Source organism: Pseudoprimorskyibacter insulae (assembly GCF_900302505.1).
Taxonomy (GTDB): domain Bacteria; phylum Pseudomonadota; class Alphaproteobacteria; order Rhodobacterales; family Rhodobacteraceae; genus Pseudoprimorskyibacter; species Pseudoprimorskyibacter insulae.
Genome location: NZ_OMOJ01000014.1, coordinates 23330 through 48378 on the forward strand (window position 1 = coordinate 23330; position 25049 = coordinate 48378).

A 25049-nucleotide genomic window follows, 5' to 3' on the forward strand; every position below is an offset into this window, starting at 1 on the left:
TTAGTACCAGCGGCCAATGGCCATGACATTCACATGGATCACCCGGCCGGTGACGGCGGTATGGGCCACCGCATAGACCGTGGCCGGTGTGTTGCCCACATCGCCAAGCCCGCCAACAGCGGTCATCGTCGACAGGTTCTCAACATGGGCGGTGATGGTGCAGGCGGGCGGCTCGGAAAACATTGCCGCAAAGACCGTATTGCCGCTCAGCAGACTGCCCGAGCGAAACAGCGCCCCATAGGCGATGTTCAGATCCTGACCGCTCAAAGTCAGCTTTTTGTGGCAGATCTGGGTGCCATCGGCATAGCGCACATAGGCCCCGTTGGCATTGCTGCCGTGCTCCATCATCGCCCCGGTGGGCAGGCCGCCCGCCTGCGACACGGTCCCCAGAAGGTTGCCCGTATCATAGACCCGCTTGGGCGCCTGAAGCCCGGCGGCGCTTTCAGTCTGGTGAAACATCTGGCCTGTCAGGGTCTGGAAAATACGGTGACGCCGGCCGCTGGATCGCTGGACCTGCACCATCATCCCATACCGATCCGAACCATGGCCAGTCAGCGCGCCCGGGCCATCGGCCTTGTCATTGAACCCCACCAGCCAGCTGCCCATGGCATCGGGCAGAAGGCCGCTATAGGCCGCGCTGTCATTGGTCAGGCATTGCGCCCCGGTCATCAGGATTTTGCCCGCGGCCCCATCGCTGCCCGCGCTTTGCACCGCGCTGCCGGTCACTGGCGCATCCAGTTGCAGCCCGGTGTCGCTCAGGACCATGCGGGCCGTGCCTGCCGGGGCAAAGGTGATCTCTTGCGCGGCGGGATCGGCCCGCAGGACCGTGTCCCAAGACGCCCCATCGGCGCTGATCTTAACCGAAAACGCCGTATCGCCCGCCAGACCCATTTCCGCATGACCAACCCAGTCGGATTGAAACAGCACCGAACCCGTATCCCCCGCACTGGCCTTGTTCAGCTTCATCTGGTGGCCCGCGCCGGCATGGCTGAACAGGCTGGCGTCTGAGGCCACCGACAACCGGTTCGTGGCATCAGCGGTGGTGCCAATCCCCAGCTGCACGGTGCTTTGCAGCGCCGGCGCCCAGCTTCCGCCGCGCCAGACATGCAGTTCTTGAACATCCTGCGCCCAAACGCGCCAGCCCTCTTGCGGCGACACAAACAGCCAGGCCGTGCCGTCCCAATAGGCCAGCGCACCATCGCGCCCGGCCCAAACGCCCGTGGCCCCGGCCCCAATGCCATACATGGCACCGGCCTCAGGCGATGCAGGCGGCGCGACCTCGGCCAAAGCCAGAACCGCAGGCTGCGTCAGCGCATCCAGCTGCTGTAGGGCCTCATTGTGGGTGACGTGTTTCTGCGCCTGTGATGGCAGCAAAAAAGGCAACCCCATCCGGGGCGATAGATTTGACATGCGACTTTCCCGAATTGCGCGGGCCGCAAGGCCCCGGACGGTGTTCGGTTCTAGTCACCAAGGGTGAACGCGCTCTTGGGCCTGCGTGCGCTGGTCCCGCCGGGGCGCAACGGCCCCGCTCAGATCCGGCGCAGCAAAGCGGCCAGATAAAGCGACAGCGTGCCTTGCAGCCCCTGCCGGTAAACGCCCGTGCGCCATAGCATCCACAGCCGGTACACAAGCCCGCGGTTGCGTTCGCGGGCGAACAGGCGCAGCACCTCGCGGTTTTCTTCGGTCAGACGATGGGCCGAGGCCCGCAGCGCCGATATATTGACCGTGTTCCACCGCCGGAACCGCCCTGACACCAGCATGCGCAAGCGCCGTTTCTTCGCCTCAAGCCCCCGGTTCGCCCCGATCAGATTGCCCGCGTGCTGCCGGTACAGCAGCAAAGGCGCATCATCGAAGATCACGCGGCCACCGGCCCCGGTGACGATCTGGTAGACCCACCAGTCATGCACCACCAGTTTGCGCGGCTCATGGCTGGCGGCGCGGACCAGATCCAGCGCCGCATGGTTGAGGATCATCGTATTGCCGCCCGCCACGTTCTGCACCAAGGCATGGCGAAAGCCCGCCGGACGACGCGCCCCGCGCGACAGGCGGCGGTTGTTCAGATCGGCATCGCATTCCCAGCTGCGCCCGCAATACAGCAACATATCCGAAGGCGCCGCATCCTCGCGCAGGGCCCGCACCCCGCGTTTCAGCTTATCGGGCAGCCAGACATCGTCCTGATCGCAGAAGGCGGCATAATCGACCCAGTCGGGGCAGTGCCGCAGCAACCACAGGAAATTCTGCGCCGCACCATCGCACGGCCCGTCAATCAGCTGCACAGTCAGCGCCGGGTTCGCCTGCCCAAAGGCGCGGACAATATCGCGGGTGTCATCGGCGGAATTGTCATCGCTGACCAGGATCAGCGCCGGGGCCATGCTCTGGGCCGCAAGGCTGTCCAATTGCTCCTGTAGGCAGGCCGCACCATTATAGGTTGCCAGAAGGATCGCAATCTTCGGCGCTGCGCTGTCACTCATCGGGGGCTCTCCTCCTGCCAGAGGCGGCTATAGCGATATTCTGCGATCCGGTCCACATCCCCGAGCGGGATCACGCCTGCAAGGCCATTTCCTGCAAGTACCGGGCGCGGATGCGGGCGGCATCGCTCATGACGGCCAACTGCCCGCGCGCGGCCTCAAGCGCCAGCACGGCATTGGCGGCACAGCGCGGATTGTCGGCAGGCACCACGAACCCGCTGACACCGTTTTCCACCAGCGATGGCGGTGCGCCGCGATCATAACAAATCACCGGACGCCCGGCGGCCATGGCCTCCATCACCGTGCGCCCAAAGCTTTCGGCGAACTTGGAAATGCTCATGACCACATCGGCCTGCGCCAGCGCCTCGGCCGGGGTCTGGGCATAGCCGCGGAATTCCACATTGGCCGGCAGCGGCCGCATCAGGTGCAGATCGGGCGTGCCCGGCCCGATCAGACGGAACCGCACGGGCCGTTTTTCCTGCGCCACAAGCCGCGCAATCGCCAGAAAATCAGCGATGCCCTTCTTGGCGATATTGCTGCTGATAAGCGCGATATTCAGGGTCTGTTTCGGCGCAAACCGCATCTCGAACAGCGCCTCATCCACCGAGTTGGGCCGGATCGCCACACGACCGGGGCAGGCCAGCCAATCGGCCACCGGCTGCGAGGTGGCGACAAACCCATCTGCCTCATCCAGAAGGGCGCGGCGCAGGCTGGCAGCATCACTGCCAAGATTGCGCCGCAGCGCCACGTCCTGATCGGGCAATTCACGCACATGCACGAGGCTGCGCACCCCTTCGGCGCGAGCCGCCGCCAAAGGCGCATCCAGCACCAGCGTATTGACGTGAATGTCCTGCGCCCGGTGTTTGGAAATCAGACCCTGTATCGCCTGAACTGTCGCCAATGGCGGGCGGCGCAGGGCATGACGCCAGATCTGTGGCAGAACCTCAACCGCGACCGAGACCTGCAACAGCTGGTTCAGATAGGCCATGTTGCGCAGGGTCGGCACCACCACCACCGGATTCCGGCCGCGCCGGGCCATCCGCTCCAGCACGCCCAGCAGGCTGCGTTCGGCCCCGAACAGCGTCTTGCCCGAGGTATGGGCAAACACCAAGGTGCGCGGCTGGTCTTCATCCACATCCGCCAAGGCACCGGGGAAGCTTGGCAAGGGGGGCAGACCCGCCTCGCGGCCCTCAAGCTCATAGTGCAGCAAGGGCACCGTCGCCTCATCCAGACCGGCCACACGGCGATACCCGCCCGAACTGAACAGCGGCCCCGGATCGCGGTTTTCCCGCGCCCCGCCCGACAGGTAATGCCGCACCGGGCTGACATCGGCCATCAGCACATCAAGGTGACACAGACGATACCAATCCTGATCGAACAGATCCGAAGCCGACAGAATATCGAAATCGCTGGGCGGGCCTTCGGGATCGCCCAGCCCGATCGCCGCAGGCACCCGGAAGGGGCGGACCTCGGGGTGTTGCGGCATGAACAGGCCCGACTGATCGGCGCAGCGGCGGGCATGCCAGACATGGGCCGCTTCCATATAGTCGCGGCGCAGCCCCTTGAACTGAGTGCGCAGATGGGTCGCGCTCTGGTTGGTCAGCGACTGCGCCTCGGTCCGGCCAAAGGCCAGCGGCACGCCGGGGCAGACCTCGCGGATGGACTGCGGCCCGAAGGCGGCAATCACCCGGTAGTAATATTCGGTATCGGCATTAACCCGCACCCGATCCCAATAGCCCAAGCTATCGCGCATCTCGGCCCGCACCATCAGGGACGACACATTGCGATAGACCCAGCGGTCTTCCATCCGCCAGCGCGTCATGTCCAGATCGTCACTGACCCGCACCCAATGCGACACCGTGGCCTGCAAGTCCGGTTCGGCCAAAAGCGGACGGATCTGCAGTTCGATCTTCTGCGGATGCGACCAGTCATCGGCGTCATGCACAGTGATAAACGCGCCCTGCGCGGCGGCGAACCCGGTGTTGCGGGCAGGGTAGGCGCCCTGGTTCTGCGCATGCGCCAGCACGTGAATGCGCGGGTCTTCCTCGGCGGCGGCGCGGGCAATCGCCAGACTGTCATCAGACGAGCCGTCATCGACCACCAGAATTTCCAGATTGGGCCAGCTTTGGGCCGACAACCCCCGCAAGGCCGTGGCCAGACCGCGCGCGCCATTGAACACCGGCACGATCACACTGACCAGTGGCGGGGCCTCGGGCAGGCGGTCGTCAAGGCGCGGGCCGGCATCGGCGCGCAGCCGGTCAAACCGTGGCCCCGTCGCCATCTGATCCAGCCACACCGGCACCAGCCCATGCGGCCCGTGCAGCCGGTGCAGATAGGCGTCCAACTCCCAATCGTCGGCCTTGTGGAACCGCGCCTGCAACAAACCGCCCAGTTCGAAATCGGGCAGGGGGCCAAATCGGTTGACCCCCGCCAGCAAAATCCGCTCGGCCCCGGCCGGGTCGCCGCAGGTCAGGCAGATCTGGATACCAAGCAGGAAGGGGCCGGGATGGCGCAGGGTCTGCATGCCTGCATTGCCGTCGTGAAAGGCAAGGATCGCCTCTCGGGCGCCCATCATATCGCCCTGTTCCTTGCGCCAGCGGGCCAGCGCCCAGCCTGCCACCGCCCGTTCGCGGGGCGATCCATCCGCCAAAAGCGCCTCAAGGGCGGGCAGGGCCATCGCCTCATAGCCACGCCAAAGCATGTGATCCAGTTCCAGCGCCTGCACAGGCGCGCCTTGCCGCCCTTCGGCGCGGCCAAGGGTCAGGTAGTGGTCCAGCGGGTCCATGCCCGCCGCACGCACATCCTCATAGGTCTGCAAATACCAGACCGGATCAAAGTCGTTCAGATCGCCTTGCCGCACGGGGTCAGACGGCATTGCCTCGCCTCACACGCCCCAACAGTCCTTAGGACAGGGGGCGGCCTTCCGTTTTGCCAAAGGCCGCGTAATGCACCAGCGCCGGCCAGCCGGTGGCGGCGATATCGGGGTTGGCGACATAATAGGACATGCTGTCAAAATCCGGCCCCGGATTGCGGCCTTCAAACCCGCCCGAACGCACGTAATGTTCACGCGGGCTCATGCCGCTTTCCGAGACATCGGGATAGGTGTTCAGATACCAGGTCGCGTTGAACAGATCGCTTTCGCCTAAGATTTCAATCTGGCGGCCAAAAGACGGCACGCCATTGGCCGGACCATTGGCCCAGCTGGCGTAACGCGCGTGCAGCAGGGTGATTTCCACCGCATGGCGGCGCTTGATCGCTTCGATTTCTTCGTTCGCCGCCGAACTGGCCGAGACATCGATCGTTTCCAGCTGATCGGTCAGCTTGGCGATTTCAGCAAAACGCGCGTCCAGCATGTCCTTCAGGGCGTCGATTTCTGCCCGCAGCAGCTTCTGGATGTCTTCATGGCTCTGGGCCGGGCTGATAGCGGGGGTTTGCGCCTGGGATGCGGACATCGTGACAGCGTCTCCGTTCTAATGCATTCTCGATTCAACTGCCAAAAGGTGTATCACCAAAATCCCGGATGCACACCCGCAAACGCCCCTCACATGCCTTTGACGCGGACCGCCCCGCGCATAGGCTGTTTTTCGGTCACGCCGCCCCGGCAGATCGCTAAACTTCGCGGGGCTTTGCGCAAACCAGCCACAATTCCAGCACATGGGCGCACGCCCCGGTGCTTTAGGCAAAAGGCGGGGGCCATGGTAGGATATTCTCTTGCTGGGCATGGATCTGCGGCAGGTGGCCGGACGGGCAGACCGTTCGCTGGCGGCCATTGTCTATTTCGAACCGATCATTCTGGACGGCGCACCTTGGGTTCTGGCCGGGTCGTCCGTTTCGGGCGGGGTCAGCCTGCTGCGGCTGAACGACGGCGGCAAAATCGCCCGCATCGAAAGCGGCTGGCAACCGGACAGGGCAGGCGGGCTGTCGATGGCCGAGGGGCTGATCCTGACACAAGGCGGCGATACGCGCATCTTGCGGGTCGATACCGGTGGCACCGCCGGGCTGATGGATCTGAAATCCGGCCCCGATCTGGGCGCCCCGGCGGCCCTGCGACTGAAAAGCGGCGGGGTGATCCGGGGGCAAAGCTTTGAACAGGTGACCAGCGGATCAACCAGCTTTCTGGCCGCCGCCGATGCGGATGGCATCACGCTCTACTCGATGTCCCGATCCTGGGGGATGGGCGAGGTGGCCAATGTCCAAGACAGTGCCAAATCCGCGCTGAAGGGCGTGTCAGACATGCTGTCCCTCAGCGTGGCGGGCCAGACCTTCCTGATCACCGCCGCACAGCAAGACACCGGGCTGACCGCCTTTCGCATCCATCCCGGCGGCCGGATGGAGCTGACCGACAGCATCGCCGACAAGGACGGGCTGTGGGTGTCTGGCCTGACCGCCATCGCCGCGCTGACCCTGTCGGGCCTCAGCTTTGTGCTCGGGGTCTCGCCCATCAGCGGCACCGTAGCGGCCCTGCGGCTGAACCCGATGGGGGTGTTCTTTGTCACTGACATCCTGACCGACAGCCAAGACACCCGCTTTGGCGGGGCCGCGCATCTGGCCACGTTTGAGGCAAACGGCCGGGGCTTTGCCGTGGTCGGCGGATCGGACGCAGGGCTCAGCCTGCTGGAACTGCTGCCGGACGGGCAATTGCTGCACCACCAATCCTTGGCGCAAAGCACCGCATGGGACATCGGCCCGATCACCGCGCTCAGCGCCATGGTGCTGACCTCCGAGGTGCAGATCCTGGCCGCAGGCACGCGGGGGAACCTGCCGCTGTTCGTTCTGCCCCTGGCCGATCTGCCCGCCCGCCACGATGGCACCCCCGGCGCGGACCGCCTGACCGGGGGCGCACTCGACAATCTGATGCTGGGGCAGGGCGGCAATGACACCCTGTCGGGGGGGCCGGGTGATGACACGCTGATCGCGGGGGCCGGATATGACACGCTGACCGGTGGGGCCGGGGCCGATGTCTTTGTCCTTGAGGCCGGGCGCACCCGCGACACGATCACCGATTTCCAGCCGGGGCAGGATCGCATCGACCTGAGCGGCTGGGGCAGGCTCTATGATGTGTCGGCGCTGGACATCCGCAGCCGCGACGATGGCGCCTTGATCCTGTGGCAGGGCGAGGAGCTGCGGGTGCAGACCGCCACTGGCAGCAGCCTGCCCGCCACTGGCTGGGACAATAGCGATTTCCTGTTCTAGCCCAGTCACAGCAGATCAAACTGCTGGCCATCGACCTGAAGGAGGATGCTGGCCGCCGCCGCCCCATCCACCAGCGCCCAAAGGATCTGGCCTGTGGGTTTGTAGATCACGAAATATTCGGGGATCAGCGGATCGCCCGCATTGGGCGTCGCGGCCCGGTTCAGCTGAAACTGCGCCGCCGTTGCCGCCCCGCCATAGGCCAGCACATCGCCGTCACGCCAGGAAAAATCCTGTATCCAGTCCGACCCATGATCGGCCAGCCCCAGATGAAAGAACCGGTCCGCCCCCGCGCCGCCATTCAGCCGGTCATAGCCAAACCCGCCATTGAGATAATCCGCCCCATCCCCGCCAAACAGCGCATCACCCCAGGCCCCACCGGTCAGCACATCATTGCCCGCGCCGCCAATCACCGTATCGGCCCCGAACCAGCCCGACAGCGTGTCATCGCCCGCATCGCCGCGCAGTTCGTCATTGCCATGCCCGCCCTCCAGCACGTCGCGGCCCGCACCGCCATAAAGCACATCGCGCAGATCGCTGGCGCTGGCCCCGCCTTGCAGGTGATCGTCGCCCTCGCCGCCCAGAAGCGTGTCGCTGCCATCCCCGCCTTGCAGCGTGTCATTGCCCGCCAGCCCGTCCAGCAGATCATCGCCATAGCCCCCCACCAGCAGATCGGCCGCCGCCGTGCCCTTGGTGGTGCTGTCGTCAGGCGGCAGCAAGCTGGCCTGCCCGCCGCGCAAGGCAATGCCCCACAGGCCCGCGATGCCGCTATTGCCCGGATCTGTGGGCAGGCGCATCAGATCGCCCCCGCCAATTGCCAGCGCCGAATTGGCGGTAAAGACGCCCGCCCGCGCGCCGGGGTCATCCTCGGCGGTGCCTTGGGTCCAGCCGATCGCCTCATAGCGGAACAACAGATCCACATTGCCGCCGCCACGATCAACGATCTGAAGCTGAAACAGGTTGGTCACATCCGCATTGCGCCGATAGACCCCCACATGATCCCAAGTGATCGTCACCACCCCCGCATCGGGGGCAAGATGCACCCAGATGCCGCCGCTTTCGGCCCCTTCGCCATCGAGCCGCGTGTCCACATCGCCCCAGAAGGGCGCGATCATCGGGCGGGCGGGGTTGTCTTGCGGCAGGCGTTTATAGGCACCGCCAAGGCTGACCGTGCCATTGGTGTTCACATGCAGCCGGTCCGCCGCATAGGTCACACCGGCAATGGTGATCCCATCCGGCAGCACCGCCGAGGCATCGACAATGGTTGACCCGTCATCGTTGCGCGCCAGTTCCCAAGAGCCAAACCCCCGCGCCCCGCCCAAACGATCCTGAACCGCGCCCGTTCCCCAAAATGCCATGTCCCGCGCCCCCTTTCAGAGGGATCTTGGCGCAGGATAAGTAAAGGCAGAGTTATTGCGTTACTTGTCGTAATGTCCGGTCTGATGCCAGCGCCAGGCGTCGCCGATCATCTGCTCAAGCGTCGAGCGGGTGGGCTGCCAGCCCAAATCCTCAATCGCGCGGACAGATCCCGAGACCAGTTTGGTCGCGTCCCCTGCGCGGCGGGGGCCTTCGGAGTGGGGCACTTCGCGGTTGGTGACGGCGCGGCTGGCCTCGATCACCTCACGGACGGAAAAGCCCTTGCCGGTGCCAAGGTTGAACACCTGGCTGCCCTTGCCGTCCTTGAGCCATTTCAGGCCCAGAACATGGGCATCCACCAGATCGCAGACATGCACATAGTCGCGCACGCAGGTGCCATCGGGGGTGTCATAGTCAGTGCCGTTGATGGTCAAGGCAGGGCGCGTGCCATCGATCGCCTCCAGCATCACCGGGATCAGGTGGGTTTCGGGGCGATGATGTTCGCCTACCTCGGCCTCGGGATCGGCACCCGCCACGTTGAAGTAGCGGAAAATCACCTTGCGCAACCCATAGGCCGCTTCGAAATCGCGCAGGATGTCTTCGACCGCCCGTTTCGAGGCCCCATAGGCGTTGAGCGGCTCTTGCGGGGTCTGCTCGTCCAGCACGACGTTGTCATGCTCGCCATAGGTGGCGCAGGTCGAGGAGAAGACAAAGTCCAGACAGCCCGCCGCCACGGCGGCCTCGATCAGGGTCAGCGATCCGGCCACGTTGTTGCGCCAGTAGCGGCCCGGCTCAGACATGGCCTCGCCAACCTGGCTGAGGGCCGCGAAATGCATCACTGCGACGGGGGCGTATTTGGCAAAAACCTCATCCAGTCGTGCGCTATCCATCAGATCACCCTGCTCGAAAGGGCCGAATTTCACCGCATCCTGCCAGCCAGTGACAAGGTTGTCATAGGTAACGGGCATATAGCCTGCCGCGCGCAGGGCCTTGCAGGCATGCGAGCCGATATAACCCGCGCCTCCGGTGACCAACACATATGACATGAGACCTCCAATACTCTTTTCGGAGCGACAGCCCCGCGATGGAAACGAACCGAGACAGGAACCAAATAGCCTTAAGATGGCTGACAAATTTGCATTTTACCTAGCAGAGCACCGCCGACGTGGGAAGAGCTTGCACCTTCGGCATGCAGGAACCGTTGAGTTCGCCCCATGCTCCGGGCTATGAGCAAGCAAAGCCCGAGCAGGAAAGGACCGGCCATGACCGACACGCTATTTGGCACCGACGGTGTCCGGGGCCGCGCGAACAGCTGGCCGATGACCGCAGAAATGGCCCTGAAACTGGGGGCCGCCGCCGGGCGCTATTTCCGCCGGGACAAACAAGAACACCGGGTGGTGATCGGCAAGGACACGCGCCTGTCAGGCTACATGATCGAAAACGCGCTGACCGCCGGGTTCACCTCAACCGGGATGAACGTCTTTCTGCTGGGGCCCGTGCCGACCCCGGCCATCGGTTATCTGACCCACAGCCTGCGGGCCGATGTGGGCGTGATGATCTCGGCCAGCCACAACCCGGCCTCGGACAATGGGATCAAGTTCTTTGGCCCCGACGGGTTCAAGCTGTCGGATGATGCCGAAGCCGGGATTGCCAGGCTTCTGGACAAGGGCGTCGATCCTTGCGCACCCGAAAACATCGGCCGCGCCCGCCGCTTTGAAGATGCCCGCGGGCGCTATGTGGAATATGCCAAGACGACCTTCCCGCGCGGCAAGCGGCTTGACGGTCTGCGGATCGTGGTCGATTGCGCCAATGGGGCGGCCTATAAGACCGCGCCGTCCGTCCTGTGGGAACTGGGCGCCGAGGTGATCCCCATCGGAGTGGAGCCGAACGGCACCAATATCAACGCCAAATGCGGCTCGACCCATCCCGAAGCCGCCGCCGCCAAGGTGCGCGAAACCCGCGCCGACCTGGGGATTTGCCTTGATGGCGATGCCGACCGGATCATCCTGATCGATGAGACCGGCAAAGTGGCCGATGGCGACCAGATCATGGGGCTGATTGCCACCCGCTGGGCCGAAGAGGGCCGCCTGGCCGGCAATACGCTGGTGGCGACGGTGATGTCGAACCTCGGGCTGGAACAGCATCTGGCCAGCAAGGGGATTGCGCTGGAACGCACCGGCGTGGGCGACCGCTATGTGGTCGAACGGATGCGCGGCGGCGGGTTCAACCTTGGGGGCGAACAGTCGGGCCATATCGTGATGACCGACCATGCCACCACCGGCGACGGGCTGATTGCCGCGCTGCAATTCCTGGGCGCGATGGTCGAAACCGGGCGCACCGCCAGCGATCTGGCCCGCGTCTTCACCCCGGTGCCGCAAAAGCTGATCAATGTGCGCTATGCGGCGGGCAAAACCCCGCTGGACACCGACGCCGTCCAAAGCGCGATTGCCGCAGGCGAGGCGGCACTTGGCACCTCTGGGCGGTTGCTGATCCGCAAATCCGGGACCGAGCCGCTGATCCGCGTGATGGGCGAAGCGGGCGATCTGGCCCTTCTGGACAAAGTGCTCGGCGATATTGTCGATGCCGTGCGCCGCGAAAGCTGATCCCGTGATGGCCCCCGATAGCATCCTGACCGAAGCCCGCCGTGTCCTGAGCCTGGAAGGCGATGCCCTGCACCGCCTGTCAGAGACGATTCCAGCCGATTTTGCCCCTGCCGTGCAGGCCATCTTGGACACCAGGGGCCGCGTGGTCGTGTCTGGCATCGGCAAATCGGGCCATATCGGCAACAAGATCACCGCCACGCTGGCCAGCACCGGCACCCCGGCCTATTTCGTCCATCCGTCTGAGGCCAGCCATGGCGATCTGGGCATGATCACCGCGCAGGACATCTGCCTGTTGATCTCAAACTCGGGGGAAACAGCGGAACTGGGCGATCTCATCGCTTATACCCAGCGCTTTTCGATCCCGGTCATCGGCATCTCATCGCGCGAAGGCAGCACCCTGATGCGGGCCGCCCGCTATAAGCTGACGCTGCCGCCTGTGGCTGAGGCCTGCGGCATCGGCATGGCGCCCACCACCTCAACCACGATGACGCTGGCGCTTGGCGATGCGCTGGCGGTCTGCCTGATGGCGCAGCGCGGTTTTGCGCCCGAGGATTTCCACGTCTTCCACCCCGGCGGCAAGCTGGGCGCACAGATGATGCGCGTCACCGACCTGATGCACAAAGGCGAGGCCCTGCCGCTGGTCGCAGCGAACGCCCCCATGAGCGATGTGCTGCTGACCATGACCTCCAAAGGGTTCGGCATGGCCGGGGTTCTGAGCGATGGCCGCCTCAGCGGTGTGATCTCGGACGGGGATTTGCGGCGGCATATGGATGGGCTGATGGACCGCAAGGCCCACCAGATTGCCACGGCCAACCCGGTGACCATTTCCCAAGACAGCCTTGCCGCACAAGCGCTGGCGGTGATGAACCAGCGCAAGATCGGCGCGCTGTTCGTGGTCGATGACACCGGCGCCCCCGTGGGCATCCTGCATCTGCACGATTGCCTGAGGGCAGGCGTGGCCTGATCGGCCCACCCCTGCTATGAGAGCGCACCCGGCCCCAAGGAACCCCGCCATGAGCACCATTTTGTTTATCCCCGCCCGCTATGCCTCGACCCGCTATCCCGGCAAGCCGCTGGCCGCACTGCGCCAGCCCGACGGCAGCAGCAAAACGCTGATCCAAATGAGCTGGGAAGCCGCGCAGGGCATTCGCGGGGTCGATGCGGTTTACGTGGCCACAGATGACGATCGCATCCGCACCCATGCGAGAGGCTTTGGTGCGCAGGTCGTCATGACATCGCCCGAATGTGAAAACGGCACGGCCCGCTGCGCCGATGCGCTGGCCAATCTGGGCCAATCGCCGGATCTGGTGGTCAACCTTCAGGGCGATGCGCCCCTGACCCCGCCGTGGTTCATCGAGGCGCTGATCGATGCGATGAAGGCCGACACCAGCATCGGCATGGCCACGCCGGTGCTGCGCTGCGACGCCCAGACCTATGCCAATTTCACCGAAGACCGCCGCAATGGCCGCGTCGGCGGCACCACCGCCGTCTTTGACCGTCACATGAACGCGCTTTATTTCTCAAAAGAAGTGCTGCCCTTCATCGATCCGGGCAAGCTGCCCGATCCGATCCCGGTGTTTCACCACGTGGGCGTTTACGCCTACCGCCCCGAGGCGCTGGCCGCCTATGTCGCCAGCCCCGCCTGCCAGCTCGAAAAGCTGGAAGGTCTGGAACAGCTGCGTTTCCTGCACAACGGAACGCCCGTGCGCTGCGTCGAAGTCGATGCGCGTGGACGGCTGTTCTGGGAACTCAACAACCCCGAAGATGTCGCCCGGATTGAAGGCGCACTGGAGGCCCAAGCCCAATGACCCTGATCCCCGAAACCCGCACCGTGATGGTGGGCGATATCGCAATTGGCGGCACCGCGCCCTTCGCCCTGATTGCCGGCCCCTGCCAGCTTGAAAGCCTCGATCACGCCCGCATGATGGCCACCCGTATCGCCGAGGCCTGCGAGGCCACCGGCACGCGCTTTATCTTCAAGGCCAGCTATGACAAGGCGAACCGGTCCTCGATCACCACCCAGCGCGGTCTGGGCATGGAAGAGGGGCTCAAGATCCTTGGTCAGATCAAATCCGAATTTGGCTGCCCCGTGCTGACAGATGTGCATGAGGCCAGCCATTGCGCCCCCGCAGCCGAGGTTTGCGACGTGCTGCAAATCCCCGCCTTCCTCTGCCGCCAGACCGACCTTCTGGTGGCGGCGGGCAAGACCGGCGCGGTGATCAACGTCAAGAAAGGCCAGTTTCTGGCCCCGTGGGACATGGGCAATGTCGCCGAAAAGATCGCCAGCACTGGCAATCAGAACATCCTGCTATGTGATCGCGGCACCTCGTTCGGCTATAACACGCTGGTCAGCGATTTCCGCGGCCTGCCGACCATGGCCCAGACCGGCTATCCGGTGGTGTTTGATGCCACGCACTCGGTGCAGCAACCGGGCGGGCAGGGCACCACATCGGGCGGCCAGCGCGAATTCGTGCCGGTTCTGGCCCGCGCCGCCTGCGCCGTGGGCGTGCATGCGCTGTTCATCGAAACCCACGAAGACCCGGACCGCGCGCCATCGGACGGGCCGAACATGGTGCCGGTGGATCAGCTGGGCGTTTTGATCGGCCAGCTGCGCGCCATCGACGATCTGATCAAGGCCCAGTAAGGACTGCCCATGCCCAAGGCTCTTATCACCGGCGCGGCCGGGTTCATCGGCTTTCATCTGGCCCGCCGCCTTCTGGCCGAAGGCTATGAGGTCACCGGGCTGGACAACCTCAGCGACTATTACGACGTCGGGCTGAAACAGGCCCGGCTGGACCGGCTGGATCACCCCGGATTTCGCTTTGTGCACGCCGCCGTCGAAGAGCCGGGCCGCCTGATGGGCCTGATGTCCGAGACCCGGTTTGATCTGGTGGTGCATCTGGCCGCCCAGGCCGGGGTGCGCTATTCGATCGAGGCCCCGCGCGCCTATCTGGACAGCAATATCACCGGCACGTTCGAATTGCTGGAGGCCGCCCGCGCCCATCCGCCCGCGCATATGCTGCTGGCCTCGTCTTCTTCGGCCTATGGGGCCAATACCGACATGCCCTATCGCGAAGACATGCGCGCCGATCACCAAATGAGCTTTTACGCCGCCACCAAGAAGGCCGGCGAGGCGATGGCCCATTCCTATGCGCATCTTTACGGCCTGCCGATCACCATGTTCCGCTTTTTCACGGTCTATGGTCCGTGGGGGCGGCCCGATATGGCGCTGTTCAAATTCACCCGCGCGATCCTGAACAGCGATCCGATCGACGTGTATAATTACGGCGATATGCAGCGCGATTTCACCTATATCGACGACCTGATCGAGGCGCTCTGGCGGCTGGCGGGGGTTGTGCCGCCCGCCAATGGCACCGCCGTTTGTCAGGGCGACAGCCTGTCGCCCGTGGCCCCATGGCGCATGGTGAATGTGGGCAATGATGCGCCCGCCAAGCTGACCGCCTTTATCGCCGCGATTGAGGCGGCCACCGGCCAGAGTGCCACGCAAAACCTGCTGCCCATCCAGCCCGGCGACGTGCCGGCCACATGGGCCGACACCACCTTGTTGCGCGGGCTGACGGGGCAGGTGCCAGAGACGCCAATCATCGAAGGCGTGGCCGAATTCGTGCGCTGGTACAGGGACTATTACGGGGCTTAAGGGCCACCGCAATGTTGCAACCAAGCAGAAGTGTCATCACCAGGCGCGACGGTAGCAAGGCTTAGCAGCCCGCAGACCTCAAATAGCGCAGGGCTGCAAATCCTTGCGGGCCTACGCGTCAGAACCGTCGTAAATGTCGAAGGCGATTGTCAGACCGCGCTCGGCCAGCTTCTGCAACGTCTCGTTCGATAGACTGATCCCTTCATTGCCTTCCTCCATGAACAGGCCGCAAAAGACGTCTGCCCGGAAACGTGAGGTGAGGTCTTGCCAAATATTCAAGTCGTCAGTGAGCCGATCGAATATCTCGGATATCTGAGCATCAAAGTCGCCTGGTTCGCGCCGTTCTGCGCTCAAGCGCCATCCGCCGCTTCGGGCCGTTCGTTTGTTCCCTGTGCCCTTGTCGACAATCTCTTCTCCCTTCCTCTCGGATTTGGTTGTCTGACAACCGAGTAGGCGGGTGAGTTCATCGGGGTCTAAATCGTCGCCACAGAACCGAAGTGAGGCGGCTGAACCGCACGACTGCGCGCTCATAATATGCGGCCATCTTTGAAGGGCGACCCGGAGGACGGCAACCAGTCTTCTTGTAGCCGGTCTTTGCGCTGACCGGTTTGACCTTTGGCCGTGGGGCGGCCTTCTCCTGCTCCACTTTGACATGGGCGAGGACAGCACAATCGATCCGCTAATTAAGATTATGTTAATAAAATGCGAATTGGGCAGGAACAGAGACTGGTCCGTGCCTGCCCAAAGCGATCAGATCATCGCGCGCAGCTTGGTCAGGTGGGTGTTCACCAGATCCCAGGCACGCTCGGCACTGGAGGCTTCGGCATAGCAGCGCAGCTCGGGCGCGTTGCCGGATGGGCGCAGATGCACCACATCGCCATTGGCAAAGCTGACCCGCAGGCCGTCCAGCGTGTTGATGTCGCTGGCCTCGCTGCCGGTCTCAAAGAACGCCGCGCGGGCGGCGGCATCGTCGCGCAGGGCGGCGATCAGCTTGGCCGAGGCTTCGGTCGGAACCTCGGTCAACCGGTTGGCGGCGGTAAAGCGCGGCGGCAGCGCGGCCACCACATCGGCCAGCGGCTGACCGGCGGCTTTTGCGGCATGCAGGCTGCACAGGATCGGCAGCAGGCAATCGCGCGTCATCAGCGGCGCCAGCGCCCCGGTCGGGCCTTTGGCCTCAAAGCCCAGCAGGAACCCGCCATTGGCCTCATAGCCCACAACTGCGGCCCCGGCATCGCCTGCCAGAACCTCTTCCATCGCGGCGATCACATAGGGCGAGCCGATGCGGCTGAGACGGATATCGGTGAAGGCGGGCATGGCTTCGATCATCGTGTTGGACGAGATCGGCGTACAGATCACCGAGGCCCCCAGCGCCCGCGCCGTCAAAGCGCCCAGCACATCGCCCGGCACCACTTGGCCGGTGTGATCGGTGACCATCGGGCGGTCTGCATCGCCATCGGTCGAGATCAGCGCATCCAGCCCGTTTGCGGTGCACCAGTCTCTGAACTGGCTGCGGGTGTCCTCGTCCACCGCTTCGGTATCGACCGGGGTAAACGTGTCGGTCCGGCCCAGCGGGACGGCGGTGCCGCCCAGGGCCTCGACCACCTCAACCATGACATCGCGCGCAACCGAGCTGTGCTGATAGACGCCCACCGTCAGACCCGTCAGCGCATCGCCGCCAAAGGCCGCCGCATAGCGGGCCACGTAATCGCGCAGCGCGCCTTCGTCCGACGCGGGCAGCGGGGTTTCTTCGGCCCAGGCGCGTGTGCTGTCCAGATGGGCCAGAATATTGGCCTCATCGGCTTTGCTGATCTCGCCTTGCGTGGTGTAGAACTTCAGCCCGTTGCGATCGGCGGGGATGTGGCTGCCGGTGATCATAATGGCCCCTGCCCCGGCCTTGGCAGCCGCCGCCGCCAGCGCGGGCGTCGGCAGAACGCCTGCCACGCACAGGGTCAGCCCCTGTGCCCGGACCGCGGCAATCACCGCGCGGGCAATATCGGGCGAGGACGGGCGCAGATCCCAGCCGACGTAAACAACGCCGCCGGTGTCACAGGTCTGGGTGAAGGAAACGGTGTAATCCTGAACCAGTTCAGGGGTCAGTTCGGTGACCAGTCCGCGCAATCCGCTGGTGCCAAATTTGGGGGCCATATGAATGATCTCTTCTTAGTATATGAGGGTCTTGCTGACCTGCACATATCACAGATCCCGCACAAGGTAAGGGCGGCACCCCGCCCTGCCCCGGCAACGGCGGCAGAAAATTCAACAGACGCCCGCGCCTTGCCCTGAAATCGCCTTTGCCGGGAACTAATTGCGAAGGCGACTCGTCGCGTGATAGCGTTTTTCAAAAGCACCCGGCGTGAACAGGGATATTAAGAGGCACGGCAATGGCAACCTATGATTTCAATGCGTTCTATTTTGCAACGGACGATCTGACGGGCGAGATTGACACGTTCAACGCGGCCACCGTGACCCTTGTGGTGGCCCCCAAGACCACCAGTTTCACCTATGCCTATGACACGGCCCAGCAAAGCGGCACCCCCACCACGATCGAGGTCGATCCGACCAATATCTACGGACTGCTGTTTGACGATCAGATCATCGATCCGGCCGACCGCGAAGCCCATGTGCTGAAGGTGACCTGGGGCTCGGCCTCGTCTCCGAATGTGTCCTATGTGCTGACGGTCGACATCACCACCGGCGCGGGCGGGCAATATGCCGTGGTCCTGGGCGGCGCACCGATTTCGGTCTCCAGCGTCTCGAGCATGGTGGCCTTCAACAACTCGATCATTTCCGCCGTCGATGTGCCCGCCACCAGCAGCTTTGCTGCCGGCAAGGCGATTTCCTTCAGCGCCCTGCCCGATGGCTATACGGTCGGCGATGACGACGAGATTTTCGGCACCAATGATGACAACCATTTCCAAGGCGGCAATGGCGATGACTCGTTCCATGCCAGCACCGGCAATGACACGATCGACGGCGGCAACGATTCCGACACGGTCTTCTACGAAGGCCTGAGCACGGGCGTATCGATCAACCTGTCCAACACCACCAGCAATGGCGTGACGCGCGGCACCGCCCAAAAGGGCGCGACCGGCGGAACCGACACCCTGATCGAGATCGAAAACGTGCACGGGTCACACCATGACGACCTCATCATGCTGGATTACAGCGGCTACACCTTTGACCGGGGCGGCAATGACACGGTGATCGGCGGCGCGGGCGACAACCGGTTCAACGCAGGCAGCGGCAATGACAGCTATGCAGGCGGCTCGGGCACGGATGAAATCTCGTATCGCGACGATGGCTATGACAGCGCAGGCGCGGCTGCGGGCGGCATCACCGTCACCATGACCGGCCAGAACGCGGGCACCATCGTGGATGCCTGGGTCGGCAATGACACCATCAGCAGCATCGAACGGGTGCTTGGCTCGGCGCTGGCCGACACGATGACCGGCGGCGCGGGCAATGACTTTTTCTGGGGCGATGACGGCGATGATGTCCTCAGCGGCGGCACTGGCCAAGACACGCTTCTGGGCGGGAATGGCAATGACAGTCTGAACCCCGGCAATTCTGACAACTTCAACGTGATCGTCGCCGGGGCCGGGGATGACACGGTCGATTTCACCGGCATCACCGCGCAGTACTTCAACCCCGCGCTCTATCACTATGACCTGCCACAAGGCATCAACGCCGCCGTGGACGGGGCGGCCAATACCGCCAGCATCGACAAGAACGGCGCAGGCATCACGACCATCGTCAATGTCCGCGCCGCGCTGCAAGGCGACGGGCTGACCCTCAATGGCACCAGCTATGACGACCTGTTCAACATCGACCTGACCTCGGGCGATTGGGTCGGGGTCGAGGGCGAGCGTGGCAATGACACGATCAATATCGGCGCGGGCAATGGCACCGTGCGCATCGACTATATGGACAGCTCGGCCACCAGCGGCGTGCTGGCCAACCTGACCTCCGGCATCGTCGCCAATGACGGGCTGGGCTATATCGATCAGATCAACATCGACGTGGGCGCCCGTCTGGTGGAAATCCGCGGCACCGATCTGGACGATTCCATCATGGGCAGCGCCGGCAGCGACCGGTTCATCACCGAACAGGGCGATGACACGATCGACGGCTCGGACGGCTGGGACACGGTGCGCTACAACCGCAGCGGCGTGGGCGCGGTCACTGTCGATCTGGGCGCAGGCACCGCCACTGGCACCTGGGATGGCGTGGTGTTCTTTGACACGCTGCGCAACATCGAAGCGGTCTCGGGCTCGCGCGATGATGACGATCTGCTGATCGGCGATGACAATGACAACTATCTGGCGGGCGAAGGCGGCAATGACACGCTGATCGGCAATGGCGGCGATGACAGCTTTGAGGATCTGGACGGCGACAACTCGATCTCGGGCGGGTCTGGCGAAGACTATGCCACCATCGGGCGCGGCAACAGCACCGTGGATGGCGGGGCCGATTACGACACGGTCGAGATCGTCGATGACACCTCAGAGGCGCTGGTCATCAACTTCACCGACGGGGTAAATGGCGATCAGCCGCGCATCATCGGGCGCAGCGATCATAGCGCCTCGGCCACGGTCTATTACGCCGCCACCCTCAACAACATCGAACGCATCGCCGTGGATTTCGAAGGCGATCTGCTGGTGCTGGGCGATGACAACGACAACACCATCGACCTGTTGGCCGATATGTCCACCCTGACCTTCCACGGCGGCGGTGGCACCGACCAGTTGCAGATGCACCGCCTGACTATGGAGGGCGACACAACCTCTGGCGTCACGCTGGACGAATTCCTGACCTCGGGCATGGGGCTGGAGTATGACAGCAGCACCGGCGATCTGCGGATGACCAATGCCGAAGGCAGCACGGTCGCCCTTCTGAGCGGCGTCGAAGAGATCCGCTTTGCCGATCAGACCATGACCATCGCGCAGGTGGTCTCGGCGGCGGGGGGCGGCGGTCCGACCAATGCCGATGACGATCTGACCGGCACCGATGACAATGACACCATCGACGCCCAAGACGGCAATGACACGGTCACCGGGCTTGATGGCGATGACAAGCTGATCGGCGGCAATGGCAACGACAGCCTGTCGGGCGGCGACGGCAATGACACGCTTCAGGGCGGCGCGGGCGATGATACGCTCGATGCCTCGGGCGGCAGCGCCTCGACCAACTATTTCGGCGATTACGTCATGCCGGGCACCGGGTCCAACACGATCATTGGGCATGAATTGCTGTTTGAAACCGATGGCATCGACATCGGCTATCAAGATGTCACCGGCTCAGGCGGGTTGACGATCACCGTGGGCGAAAACGGCACCGGCACCACGACCTCGGCGGTGGCCGGGGTGGTCAATGACACCTTCACCTACGCCCACCGCTTTGATGGCTCGCCCGATGGCGATACGTTCAACGGGTCGGACAACAGCCAGTGGGAAGGCTGGGGCGGCGGCGCCGGGAATGACACGATCAACGGCGGCGGCGGTTATGACGAACTGCTGTACCATCAAGACGCCAGCAACGGCGGCACGGGCGCGATCGCCATCAACTTTGACACCGGCACCGCCATCGATCCTTTCGGCAATGTCGATATCTTCACCGGCATCGAAGCCGTGCGCGGCACCGCACTGGCCGATAGCATGGTCGGGTCGGCCGCGCTCAGCTTCCTCAGCTATCGCGGGCTGGATGGCAATGACACCATCACCGGCAGCAGCGCCTGGGACCGGATCGACTATAGCGTCGACGGCGGCTACGGCGGCACGGCAGGCATCATCGCCGACCTGACCGCCGGAACGGTTCAAGACGGTTTCGGCGCAACAGACACTGTCTCGCAAATCGACGGGGTGCGCGGCACCGATGCCAATGACAAGATCATCGGCGCCGGATTGGCCGAATTCCTGTCGGGCCGCGATGGCGATGACACGCTCAACGGCAATGCGGGCAATGACACGCTCAATGGCGGGGATGGGGCCGATACGCTGATTGGCGGCGACGGCGATGATTTCATCTTTGGCGGTGACAGCGCGGCGGACCTGCGCGACATCGTCTATGGCGGCAATGGCAATGACAGCATCGACGGCGGCTACGGCAATGACGAATTGCGCGGCGACGCGGGCGATGACAGCATCGAGGGCGGTTACGGTGTGGATACCGTCATTGGCGGCGACGGCAACGATGTGCTGACCGGGTCGGCTTGGTCCGATCTGATCTTCGGTGGTAATGGCAACGATTTCATCAACGGGGGCTTCGGCTTTGACCGGGTGAACGGCGGCGCGGGTGCGGATAAGTTCTTCCACACCGGGAACGCGGGCCATGGCAGCGACTGGATTCAGGACTATGACGCCGCGCAGGGCGATGTGCTGTTCTATGGCGCAGCCGCGACCAAGTCCGATTTCCTGGTGCAGCGCGCCACCACCGCCAGCGCGGGGGCGGACACCGTGCAAGAGGTGTTCATCACCCACAAAACCACGGGCGTTCTGCTTTGGGCGCTTGTGGACGGGGATGCCCAGACATCGCTGAACGTCCAAGCCGCCGGGCAGGTGTTCGACCTGCTGGCCTGACCCAGACACGGGCATGGGGCCAAGGCCCCTGCCCTTTTCCGCATCGATGGTCCGGGAATCCTCCGTAGCCACAGGCCGGAGGATTTCCTATGCTGGGGCACAGGCGCGCGGGCTTTGCCCACCAACCAGACAGATCCGACAAGGAGGCCAAGATGAGCTTCAACATCACCATCGACTATCGGTTCGACACCTCAGGTTTCTTCGACAACCCCGACGCCCGCGCCGCGCTAGAGGCCGCCGCCGACGCGTGGGAGGCCCTGATCCAAGACGAATTCGACGACGTGCCAACCGGCACAGTCTTTACCATCGCCAATCCCTCGGACCGCAATCAGACCGTCAGCATCACGCTGGATGCGCCGATTGACGATCTGTTGCTGTTTGCCGGGGCCTATGCGCTGAACGGGCCGCTGGGGCTTGGCGGCTATAACGGTTCCAGCGCGGATGGCGATATCTACAAGGCCCGCCTGTCGAGCGATTTCCGCGGCACCGGCCCGGTGACCGATTTCGAACCCTTCGTCGGCACCGTTAGCTTTGACACCGCTGCCACCTGGAATTTCGATCTGGCCGGGCCGGTATCTGGCAAGAACGATTTCTACAGCGTCGCCTTGCATGAAATCGCCCATGTTCTGGGGATTGGATCAGCGCCGATCTTTGACAGCATCGGCGCGGGCGCCCTGTTCAACGGGCCGAACGCGCTGGCGGTGACCAATGGCGTGGGCATCCCGCTGGAAGGCGATATCAGCCATATCCAAGAAGACTACGCCTCGGACGCTACGCTGATGGATCCGCGCCTGACCACCGGGTCGCGCACCGTCCCCACCACATATGATTTGGCGATCTTGGCCGATATCGGCTATGAAATCGCCGGTTACACCAAGCAAGGCAGCACCCCTGAAATCGTCACCACAGGCGATGATATCACCGTCTTTGGCACCAACCTTGGCGACCTGATCGACGGGCTGGCGGGGAATGACCAGATCCAGGGCGATGCCGGCAGTGACACGCTTTTGGGCGGGTCGGGCAATGACACGCTCTTTGGTCAGACCGGCGATGACAGCCTGTCGGGCAACGCGGGCGATGACATGCTGATCGGCGGGTCGGGCAATGACACGCTGCTCAATAGTCTGGGCACGGATACGCTCTTTGGTCAGGACGGGGCGGATGTGTTTGAAATCCGCGCCTTTGGTGGCGGCAAGGCCAACCTGTCGGATTTCGATCTGGCCCAGGACAAGATCAGGTTTGTCGATTCAGGCTTTGCCAGCAAACAGGCCGTGCTTCAGTCGGTCACCAAGAACTTCACCAATGTCTCGACCATCACCCTGAGCGATGGCACCCGCGTGGATGTCTTCCACAATAACCAATCCGGCACGCCGCTGACGGTGGACCATTTTGAGCTGGTCAGCACCGCCCTGCCCCAAGGCACCGCTGGCAATGACCGGCTGGAAGGCACCGACCAGAACGACACGCTGGAAGGTCTGGAAGGCAATGACACGCTGCTGGGGCTTGGCGGCGATGACAGCCTGCTGGGCGGCGATGGGGCCGATACGCTCAATGGCGGGGATGGCAATGACACCATCCGCGGCGGCAGCACCGAGGCCGACATACGCGACATCGTTTTCGGCGGCGCGGGCAACGATCTGATCGATGGCGGCTACGGCAATGACGAATTGCGCGGCGACGCGGGCGATGACAGCATCGAGGGCGGTTACGGTGTGGATACCGTCATTGGCGGCGACGGCAACGATGTGCTGACCGGGTCGGCTTGGTCCGATCTGATCTTCGGTGGTAATGGCAACGATTTCATCAACGGGGGCTTCGGCTTTGACCGGGTGAATGGCGGCGCAGGCGCGGATAAGTTCTTCCACACCGGCAACGCGGGCCATGGCAGCGACTGGATTCAGGACTATGACGCCGCACAGGGCGATGTGCTGTTCTACGGCGCAGCCGCGACCAAGTCCGATTTCCTGGTGCAGCGCGCCACCACGACCAGCGCCGGATCGAACACCGTGCAAGAGGTGTTCATCACCCACAAAACCACGGGCGTTCTGCTTTGGGCGCTTGTCGATGGCGACGCCCAGACATCGCTGAACGTCCAAGCTGCCGGGCAGGTGTTCGACCTGCTGGCCTGAGGCCCCCTACCCGATCAGAGCCTGTTACAGAGTCTTTCGCATGCGAAAGACTCTGATCCCTTAGGCGTGGCGCATTTCATAAGCCATCCGGCGGCCCATCCGCACCCAGAACGAACTGGGCACTTCGTTGCGGAACAGGGTCAGCCCATCGGGCGTGGCCGGGGTCAGCTTGAAATCGGGCTGATAGGGCGCGCGGCGCTTGCGCAGGTCTTCGTTGCGCGTGTCATAGTGATCTTTCAACGCGCGAAACTCTTCGCGGGTGAACAGGCACGGCTTGACCTTGTCGCCAAACTCGGCCCGCATCGCCTCGGTCGCCATGGCCACCAACCAATCAGGCGCGGCATAGGGTTCGGACAGGATATTGCCCGCCCATGAGGCCAGCGACATGGGCGAGGCATTGGACATGCCCTCATTGACCACCTCAAGCTGGTCCACCGTCAGATCCACGCCCATGTGGCGCAGGAAGCTGCCGATGATGCCGCCCTCTGCCTTACGGCAGCTGTCAAAATCCATCAGCGTGATCTGTTCAGGCTTAAAGGTCGCCTCCAGGCAATCCAGCAATCCGTTGTAATCGACCCAAAGCCCCTCGATCGTGCCGCTGTCGATGATCGGCGCCACCAGTTCAGGCGGGCGCGGCGGGATGCGGCTTTTGGAGACTTCCAGATAAACCGATTGCAGGAACTGCCACTGGGTGCGCAGCACGCAGATCACCTCGATCTCATCAAAGGCCGACAGCGCATCGCGGATCTTGTCCATCTCACTGAGCGAACGGTTGCGGGAAAACTCCTCGCTGCTCAGGAGCAGGGTCTGATTCCCCTCGGCATGGGCCGCGGCCAATTCCTCAAGCGTGCCCATACTGCCCTTGGGCAGTTCATAGACCTTTGGCCGGCCATCCCAGTTCAGCACCAGCCCGTGATGTCCGGTGTGTTTGTTCAGGCGCGGATAGACCACCCCATGCTCGGCCAATAGGGCCGAGTTTTCCCAGAGCATATCCTGAAGCGTGGTGGTGGCGGTTTTATGGGTGCCTATATGCAGAATGACTTTGGACACGATGGGCTCTGGCCTCTTTT

Annotated in this window: 17 protein-coding genes; 8 read left to right on the forward strand and 9 right to left on the reverse strand. The window is 63.7% G+C overall.

Going from position 1 to position 25049, the window contains the following annotated elements:
- The 4 genes from PRI8871_RS17915 to PRI8871_RS17930 form a co-directional block, all read right to left on the reverse strand.
- Positions 1 to 1410 carry a DUF2793 domain-containing protein gene (locus PRI8871_RS17915; RefSeq protein WP_108887573.1) on the reverse strand — a complete coding sequence of 470 codons (1410 nt, stop codon included), beginning with the start codon at positions 1408 to 1410 and terminating at the stop codon, positions 1 to 3.
- A gap of 119 nt (positions 1411 to 1529) precedes the next feature.
- The gene (locus PRI8871_RS17920) at positions 1530 to 2471 is read right to left on the reverse strand and encodes a glycosyltransferase family 2 protein (RefSeq protein ID WP_108887574.1); all 942 of its coding nucleotides are present in this window, start codon (positions 2469 to 2471) and stop codon (positions 1530 to 1532) included.
- A gap of 70 nt (positions 2472 to 2541) precedes the next feature.
- The gene (locus tag PRI8871_RS17925; protein WP_108887575.1) at positions 2542 to 5343 is read right to left on the reverse strand and encodes a glycosyltransferase; all 2802 of its coding nucleotides are present in this window, start codon (positions 5341 to 5343) and stop codon (positions 2542 to 2544) included.
- A 28-nt stretch (positions 5344 to 5371) separates the two neighbouring features.
- Positions 5372 to 5920, reverse strand: coding sequence for a hypothetical protein (locus PRI8871_RS17930; RefSeq protein ID WP_108887576.1), 549 nt, complete (start codon positions 5918 to 5920; stop codon positions 5372 to 5374).
- Between the two features lie 268 nt (positions 5921 to 6188).
- On the opposite strand from PRI8871_RS17930, the gene PRI8871_RS17935 reads away from it, so the two are divergent.
- A complete protein-coding gene (locus tag PRI8871_RS17935; RefSeq protein WP_108887577.1) occupies positions 6189 to 7661 on the forward strand; it encodes a calcium-binding protein in 1473 nt (490 codons plus the stop codon).
- A gap of 5 nt (positions 7662 to 7666) precedes the next feature.
- Here PRI8871_RS17935 and PRI8871_RS17940 read toward each other — a convergent pair whose 3' ends face one another.
- On the reverse strand, positions 7667 to 9016 hold the full coding sequence (locus PRI8871_RS17940) for a calcium-binding protein (RefSeq protein ID WP_108887578.1): 1350 nt from the start codon (positions 9014 to 9016) through the stop codon (positions 7667 to 7669).
- A 60-nt stretch (positions 9017 to 9076) separates the two neighbouring features.
- Positions 9077 to 10060, reverse strand: a complete 984-nt coding sequence (galE, locus tag PRI8871_RS17945; protein ID WP_108887579.1) for a UDP-glucose 4-epimerase GalE — start codon at positions 10058 to 10060, stop codon at positions 9077 to 9079.
- Between the two features lie 216 nt (positions 10061 to 10276).
- On the opposite strand from galE, the gene glmM reads away from it, so the two are divergent.
- Genes glmM through PRI8871_RS17970 form a run of 5 tightly spaced genes read left to right on the forward strand, consistent with a single transcriptional unit; the run spans position 10277 to position 15275 of the window.
- Complete coding sequence (gene glmM, locus PRI8871_RS17950; protein WP_108887580.1) at positions 10277 to 11617, forward strand: phosphoglucosamine mutase; 1341 nt, start codon at positions 10277 to 10279, stop codon at positions 11615 to 11617.
- Between the two features lie 7 nt (positions 11618 to 11624).
- Entirely contained in the window at positions 11625 to 12581 is a 957-nt protein-coding gene (locus PRI8871_RS17955; RefSeq protein WP_108887581.1) for a KpsF/GutQ family sugar-phosphate isomerase, read from the forward strand.
- Positions 12582 to 12630: 49 nt separating this feature from the next.
- Complete coding sequence (locus PRI8871_RS17960) at positions 12631 to 13425, forward strand: 3-deoxy-manno-octulosonate cytidylyltransferase (protein ID WP_108887582.1); 795 nt, start codon at positions 12631 to 12633, stop codon at positions 13423 to 13425.
- Positions 13422 to 14261 (forward strand): 3-deoxy-8-phosphooctulonate synthase, encoded by an 840-nt coding sequence (gene kdsA / locus PRI8871_RS17965; protein ID WP_181389520.1) that lies wholly within the window; start codon positions 13422 to 13424, stop codon positions 14259 to 14261. The genes PRI8871_RS17960 and kdsA overlap by 4 nt, the downstream gene beginning before the upstream one ends.
- Before the next feature lie 9 nt (positions 14262 to 14270).
- On the forward strand, positions 14271 to 15275 hold the full coding sequence (locus tag PRI8871_RS17970) for an NAD-dependent epimerase/dehydratase family protein (RefSeq protein ID WP_108887583.1): 1005 nt from the start codon (positions 14271 to 14273) through the stop codon (positions 15273 to 15275).
- A gap of 111 nt (positions 15276 to 15386) precedes the next feature.
- On the opposite strand, the gene PRI8871_RS17975 is transcribed toward PRI8871_RS17970, so the two are convergent.
- Both PRI8871_RS17975 and PRI8871_RS17980 read right to left on the reverse strand, forming a co-directional pair.
- Positions 15387 to 15806 carry a DUF4279 domain-containing protein gene (locus PRI8871_RS17975; protein ID WP_108887584.1) on the reverse strand — a complete coding sequence of 140 codons (420 nt, stop codon included), beginning with the start codon at positions 15804 to 15806 and terminating at the stop codon, positions 15387 to 15389.
- Between the two features lie 219 nt (positions 15807 to 16025).
- On the reverse strand, positions 16026 to 17420 hold the full coding sequence (locus tag PRI8871_RS17980; RefSeq protein ID WP_108887585.1) for a phosphomannomutase: 1395 nt from the start codon (positions 17418 to 17420) through the stop codon (positions 16026 to 16028).
- Positions 17421 to 17656: 236 nt separating this feature from the next.
- On the opposite strand from PRI8871_RS17980, the gene PRI8871_RS17985 reads away from it, so the two are divergent.
- Together PRI8871_RS17985 and PRI8871_RS17990 are read left to right on the forward strand one after the other, a co-directional pair.
- Positions 17657 to 21850 carry a beta strand repeat-containing protein gene (locus PRI8871_RS17985; RefSeq protein ID WP_108887586.1) on the forward strand — a complete coding sequence of 1398 codons (4194 nt, stop codon included), beginning with the start codon at positions 17657 to 17659 and terminating at the stop codon, positions 21848 to 21850.
- A gap of 152 nt (positions 21851 to 22002) precedes the next feature.
- Positions 22003 to 23979, forward strand: a complete 1977-nt coding sequence (locus tag PRI8871_RS17990; protein WP_181389521.1) for a calcium-binding protein — start codon at positions 22003 to 22005, stop codon at positions 23977 to 23979.
- A 60-nt stretch (positions 23980 to 24039) separates the two neighbouring features.
- Here the strand turns inward: PRI8871_RS17990 and PRI8871_RS17995 are convergent, their stop codons facing one another.
- Positions 24040 to 25029: a hypothetical protein gene (locus tag PRI8871_RS17995; RefSeq protein ID WP_108887588.1), complete on the reverse strand. Its 990-nt coding sequence runs from the start codon at positions 25027 to 25029 to the stop codon at positions 24040 to 24042.
- Positions 25030 to 25049 lie beyond the last annotated feature (20 nt).

Bases quoted from the DNA above. Each gene is read 5' to 3' on its own strand.
- PRI8871_RS17915 (WP_108887573.1), bottom strand. From the start codon at position 1,410: ATGTCAAATCTATCGCCCCGGATGGGGTTGCCTTTTTTGCTGCCATCA.
- PRI8871_RS17920 (WP_108887574.1), bottom strand. From the start codon at position 2,471: ATGAGTGACAGCGCAGCGCCGAAGATTGCGATCCTTCTGGCAACCTAT.
- PRI8871_RS17925 (WP_108887575.1), bottom strand. From the start codon at position 5,343: ATGCCGTCTGACCCCGTGCGGCAAGGCGATCTGAACGACTTTGATCCG.
- PRI8871_RS17930 (WP_108887576.1), bottom strand. From the start codon at position 5,920: ATGTCCGCATCCCAGGCGCAAACCCCCGCTATCAGCCCGGCCCAGAGC.
- PRI8871_RS17935 (WP_108887577.1), top strand. From the start codon at position 6,189: ATGGATCTGCGGCAGGTGGCCGGACGGGCAGACCGTTCGCTGGCGGCC.
- PRI8871_RS17940 (WP_108887578.1), bottom strand. From the start codon at position 9,016: ATGGCATTTTGGGGAACGGGCGCGGTTCAGGATCGTTTGGGCGGGGCG.
- galE (WP_108887579.1), bottom strand. From the start codon at position 10,060: ATGTCATATGTGTTGGTCACCGGAGGCGCGGGTTATATCGGCTCGCAT.
- glmM (WP_108887580.1), top strand. From the start codon at position 10,277: ATGACCGACACGCTATTTGGCACCGACGGTGTCCGGGGCCGCGCGAAC.
- PRI8871_RS17955 (WP_108887581.1), top strand. From the start codon at position 11,625: ATGGCCCCCGATAGCATCCTGACCGAAGCCCGCCGTGTCCTGAGCCTG.
- PRI8871_RS17960 (WP_108887582.1), top strand. From the start codon at position 12,631: ATGAGCACCATTTTGTTTATCCCCGCCCGCTATGCCTCGACCCGCTAT.
- kdsA (WP_181389520.1), top strand. From the start codon at position 13,422: ATGACCCTGATCCCCGAAACCCGCACCGTGATGGTGGGCGATATCGCA.
- PRI8871_RS17970 (WP_108887583.1), top strand. From the start codon at position 14,271: ATGCCCAAGGCTCTTATCACCGGCGCGGCCGGGTTCATCGGCTTTCAT.
- PRI8871_RS17975 (WP_108887584.1), bottom strand. From the start codon at position 15,806: ATGAGCGCGCAGTCGTGCGGTTCAGCCGCCTCACTTCGGTTCTGTGGC.
- PRI8871_RS17980 (WP_108887585.1), bottom strand. From the start codon at position 17,420: ATGGCCCCCAAATTTGGCACCAGCGGATTGCGCGGACTGGTCACCGAA.
- PRI8871_RS17985 (WP_108887586.1), top strand. From the start codon at position 17,657: ATGGCAACCTATGATTTCAATGCGTTCTATTTTGCAACGGACGATCTG.
- PRI8871_RS17990 (WP_181389521.1), top strand. From the start codon at position 22,003: ATGAGCTTCAACATCACCATCGACTATCGGTTCGACACCTCAGGTTTC.